The 5,021-nt window shown below is 29.5% G+C and carries 2 protein-coding genes; both read right to left on the bottom strand.

All coding sequences use genetic code 11. The features are described from left to right. Positions 1-4,436: alpha-N-acetylglucosaminidase TIM-barrel domain-containing protein (locus BMW96_RS04550; RefSeq protein ID WP_092352961.1), on the bottom strand; the 4,436-nt coding region annotated here is incomplete at its 3' end. Between the two features lie 358 nt (positions 4,437-4,794). Then, positions 4,795-5,021 (bottom strand): LPXTG cell wall anchor domain-containing protein (locus tag BMW96_RS04540; RefSeq protein WP_143050707.1); only part of this gene is annotated, 227 nt, incomplete at its 5' end.

Below are 5,021 nucleotides of genomic sequence, written 5' to 3'. Positions count from 1 at the left end.
GCATTGAATTCAGTTACTACTGCTGGTACTACTTTATCTAATTGTTCTTCTGTTACATTACCTGCCATTTCAACTGCAATTTGTAATGCTGCTTTGCTTACTGCTGTTTCTTCTGCTTTTACTAAAGCTTCTTTAGCTTCTTGTAATGCTGTTATAGCATTATCTACTTCTTCTTGTGTTGCATCTGCTTTTTCTAATACATCTTTAGCATTATCCATTGCAGTCTTGAATTCTGCCCAGCTAACACTTGTATAATCTGCTTCATTTAAAGCTTCTGCTGCTACAATAACTTCTTGTAATTCAGATTTATCAATAACAACCGTTCTTTCCCCATACACTCTAAGTTCTTTTATATGGAAAGCTTCATTTGCAGAATTGTATTTACCATTAATTTTTACATATCTAGCTTTAATTGGAGTTTCATACAAATAGGTATCTCCATCAGCTGTTCCAATAGAAGTATCTACCTTATGTTCTATCAATGTCCAATTTTCATTATCAGAACTTACATATATATCATATAAATAATATCTATTACCTACATAAGGAAGTACATTAATTTTATTAATATCATATTCTGTTCCAAGATCAACTATGATCCAAGGATTATTAGTTTGCCAATTACCACCATCCCAATATGAATTTGAATCACCATCATTTGCATATCTAGCATATCCACCATTTGAACCACCAGAATTTATTTCTTCACTTGCCCAAATTTTTTTATACATAGCAATATTACCATTATTTTCTGGTTCCTCAATAATCGTAGAACACTCATCAATAACTTTTTGAGTTACATTTCTAACATTTTCCACAGAATTATCAGCTTCTTTTATATAGTTTTGTGTATCCCAGTCTTCATAAATCCAATCCATGCACAATTTTTTATAATTAATTGCAGCAATATTTGTTGTGTTATTTGCTAAAACATCTTCATTTCTTGATAAGAAATTATCCCATAATTTATAATAAACATCAATAATCATTCCTTCATAATTTCTATAAGCATATGTTAATAAACTTGTTGAAGGTGCCCAAACAGATATCAATGTTTTTGCATTGATAATCATTGAATCTTTTGCAAAATCATCAGCATTTGTATTTTCAGCCCATTTTTGTGCCTTTCCTGCCCAATCACCAATCAATAAATTTTGTTGTGTTCCACACACACTATTTAATGTTATGATTGAATTTAAAAATTGATTCTTTAGTTGTCTATAGCTTTCTAGATTTTTACTATTATATGCATCCTTTAATTCCCCAAGTTTTACAACAGCATAATTGTTAACAACTTGTCGCATTATTTCAGTTAAATCATAACGATATGCTTCACTTTGAGATAATCTATCATAATCAGCAAATAATAATTCTAATGCTCTATCTAATTCTCTAGAACTATATGGCAAATTATATTTATTTAAACTAGGACTACTAGTCGCAATTACTTGTGTAGTATTACCGCTTCTTCTATAAACTGAATTCAATAAAATATTCCAAGCATCTCTTGCATTGTGTGAATCAGTTCCATAACGTCTAACAACATAATCATCTAACCAGCTATCTAAATCAATTTTTTCTGTTGTCCATGCCATATCCAATAATAATTCATAAATCATCGGATTATCATAAGTAGCTTCAGAAATAAAACCTATACCTTTCATATGTTTAGCATTTGTATATGCATGGTTAATTCTATTAATAATTTCTTGTGGTCTTCCATCCATAGAAGGATTTCCACCATAATTTTCAAGCATACACCATACCCAGCTTGTTTCATTAAATTCAGTAGAATCAAGCTTTGTTCCCATATATTCTGTTTTATCCCAATAAGAAGCATATACATCATTTAATCCATTTAAATCTAAAATCATCACATGATCTTCTCTAGCATCACCCATACCTTTAAGAAGTTCATTCGTAGGATTACTCCACCATGCCTGCACCATCCATACTGCTTCTTTATCATATTCTAATAAAGAGTTTAATACCTCTTTAGCAATTACATCATCAGAAAGATCTTGTGGTCTTTTTCCTCCTTCATGGAATGGATCAACAGCATAATAATTACTTGTTTCTCCAAAAGCCCATTTTTGTGCTTCATAAAATAATCTCGCATAATTATCATATGTCACACCATCCGTTCTTATCATATCAGGTCGAGGTACATTACACCAAGTTCCTTGTTCAAGTATCTCAACATCTGGCTGATAATCGTTAAAATTATTTGGTACCATACCAGCATATCCTTGAAGTACAGTCTGCATTCCTAAAGAATTTTTCCATCTTTGATTTTCTCTAGCCATTTCCAAGCGCCCTTTTACCCATTCATCTGATACAGGACCACCAATTACTTCCATATTATCCATGAACTGCCACGCATAATAGGTAGGACCAGCTAACCAATCTTTAGCACTATCAAAATCATACCCAAAGTTCATTAAAAATTTAATCCATACTGCTTCTTGACCTGCTAAATCTAAAACTACATTTACCCCATTCAAGGCAAGCCAATCATATTCCTTCTGAAAATCTTTTGCATCAGCATATGAAAAAGTATAGTTTAATGTACAATAATTAAAACCATATCTTACTTCATAAGGTGTATACTTATATACAACCTCATTAACTTTTACAATTTCACTAGGCATTTTAACTTGATTTGCCTGCTCTGATATATTAACTTTACAATAATTCTTCAAATAATAATTTAATCCTGATGCTAATGATATTCCATCATTTCCTATTATAAGAATTTTATTATTTTCTTTGTCATAACTTACTGTATAATAATCGTAATTTTTATATTCTTCCTTTGGATTATCAGCAATTTCAAATCTAAACCAGTTTCGATAGTCACTACCTATATTTCTATCAATAATTCCATAGACATTTTCAATCGTTTCATCTTTAGTGATTGGTTTTGCATATTCTGTTTCTTCATAAGACTTTATGTCTAAAATATTATCAATATTACCCATTCTTAATGCATCAGTATTTTCTTCTGTTGCACTTCCATGTACTCTTACTTCTGATAACAAAGAAGATGTTCCATCACTTACATATTCCATATATACCCTAACGATTCTATATATCCTATTTTCAAGATTTGATAAATCTATAAAATACTCCCCATCTTCTGGTAAATCCTTTGTTCTTTCTTGATACAAACGATCATAATTTGATCCATCCACACTTCCATAAATACTAAAATAATAATATCTATTTTTAGCAATAGGGAAATTTAATATGATTTCATCTAATACATAATTTTGTTCCAAATCAATATCAAAATATGCAGGTGCAAATTCACCTGTACAAGTTGTAGAATCAAAACCATCAACTATATTCTTAACAGAATTTGTATTCAAATGACTATGCACTTGTTTTCTAAAAGCAATATTATCAGGATCTTTTAAATCTGCTTCAGGAGGTGTATAATCTGGATTTTCTTTACCATACACTTCAAATTCTCGCATATGTACACTACTATTTGTTGGTTCTACAATTACTTTTGAATTATATGTCATCACTACTCTTACAAACCTTGCCTCCACTGGGGTTTCAAGTGTAAATGTTTCACCAGCATATGCCAAACCTAAATCAGCTGTTCTATCTGCAACTTTATTCCATACATTTCCATCTAAACTTGTTTCAATATAATATTCATAATATCGAATTCCATCAACATATGGATAAGCTTTAAATTCATCAACAAAATATCCTTTTTCTAAATCTATTACAAAGCTTTGTGGTTTTTCTTTAGATGTAGAACCACCATCCCAAAAACTTCCTGTTGTTGATCCATCAGTAATATAATCAGGTTTTGTCCCATTGTCAGAGTTACTAGCAGATACTGATTTCCCTACAGAAATTAATCTTGAATCTTTTACTTCTTCATTTTTCTTACCAAAGATTTCAATTTCATAAATTGATGCAAATTCATCTGTATTATTATTTAAAATATTAACTCTAATATCATTTGTTTTAATTGGCTCATTTAAAACAATCTCACTATAATATTTATGTCCTATAATCTGATCATCATTATTTTCATTATAATTTGAACCAGATCCAATCTTTGTAAAACCTGATTTTTCAGTATTATAATACATTAAATCAAAATTAAACGTTTTATCATTAGATACTCCATAATCCTTAAAAGTTATTCTAACTTTTTCTACAATATACTCATTATCAAAATTAACTCCAGCATAAGCATTTTTTGCTGCAGCTTGCCACCTTGAAGTATAATTACCATCATTTATAAATGTCACATCTCCAGCTGTTGCAGTTGTTGATTCAGCATATGCTTTACCATCACCAGCAATGTTTGATATTTCTTCATCTTCTGCAAAAACTTTATATGACATGGTAGTAAATATTGTTGAAAAAATAATCGAAATAACTAGTAAATAATTTAATATTTTTTTCATAAATCTTTCTCCTCATATCTCATTTTTTACTAATTTTTAATCTTTCAAAATATCTTCTTCTATTTCTAATCTCCTCCTTTTCATTTCATATATTTTTATTTTCCCCACGTTCTAATACCTCTACCTAAATTATACAATAAAAGAGTTAGTAAAATTCTACAATCATTAGCAAAATAATACAAAATATATCTTAAAATATTAATATTAAATCCAAAAACTTCTATTCTAATATAATAATTTTCAAAGTTATAAAAAACCTTAATTAAATCTTTACAAAAATTACCAATCATATATCCAATAATCTAAAAAAACTGTATAAGTTAAGATCACATCCTTAACTCACACAGTTTCTTTTAAATTAATCTTCTTTTCTTCTTAGTAAACTTAGTCCAGCTAAACTTAACATTGATAAGCTTGCAAAAATTCCAAGTAAATCAGTATCTCCAGTTTTTATACTTGTTGTATCTCCAGCTTTTACTGGTTCTAATCCCTCAAGGGCTTTTGTTAAAGCTGCATGAGCTGCTTTTACTTCTGCCTCACTTGCTTCTGGATCTTCTAATACTGCCTGTGCTTTTATTACTTCAT

It is taken from the genome of Thomasclavelia cocleata, assembly GCF_900102365.1.
GTDB classification, from domain to species: domain Bacteria; phylum Bacillota_I; class Bacilli_A; order Erysipelotrichales; family Coprobacillaceae; genus Thomasclavelia; species Thomasclavelia cocleata.
Note: the sequence above shows the minus strand (reverse complement) of the source record. Positions and strands in the feature narration are given on the sequence as shown.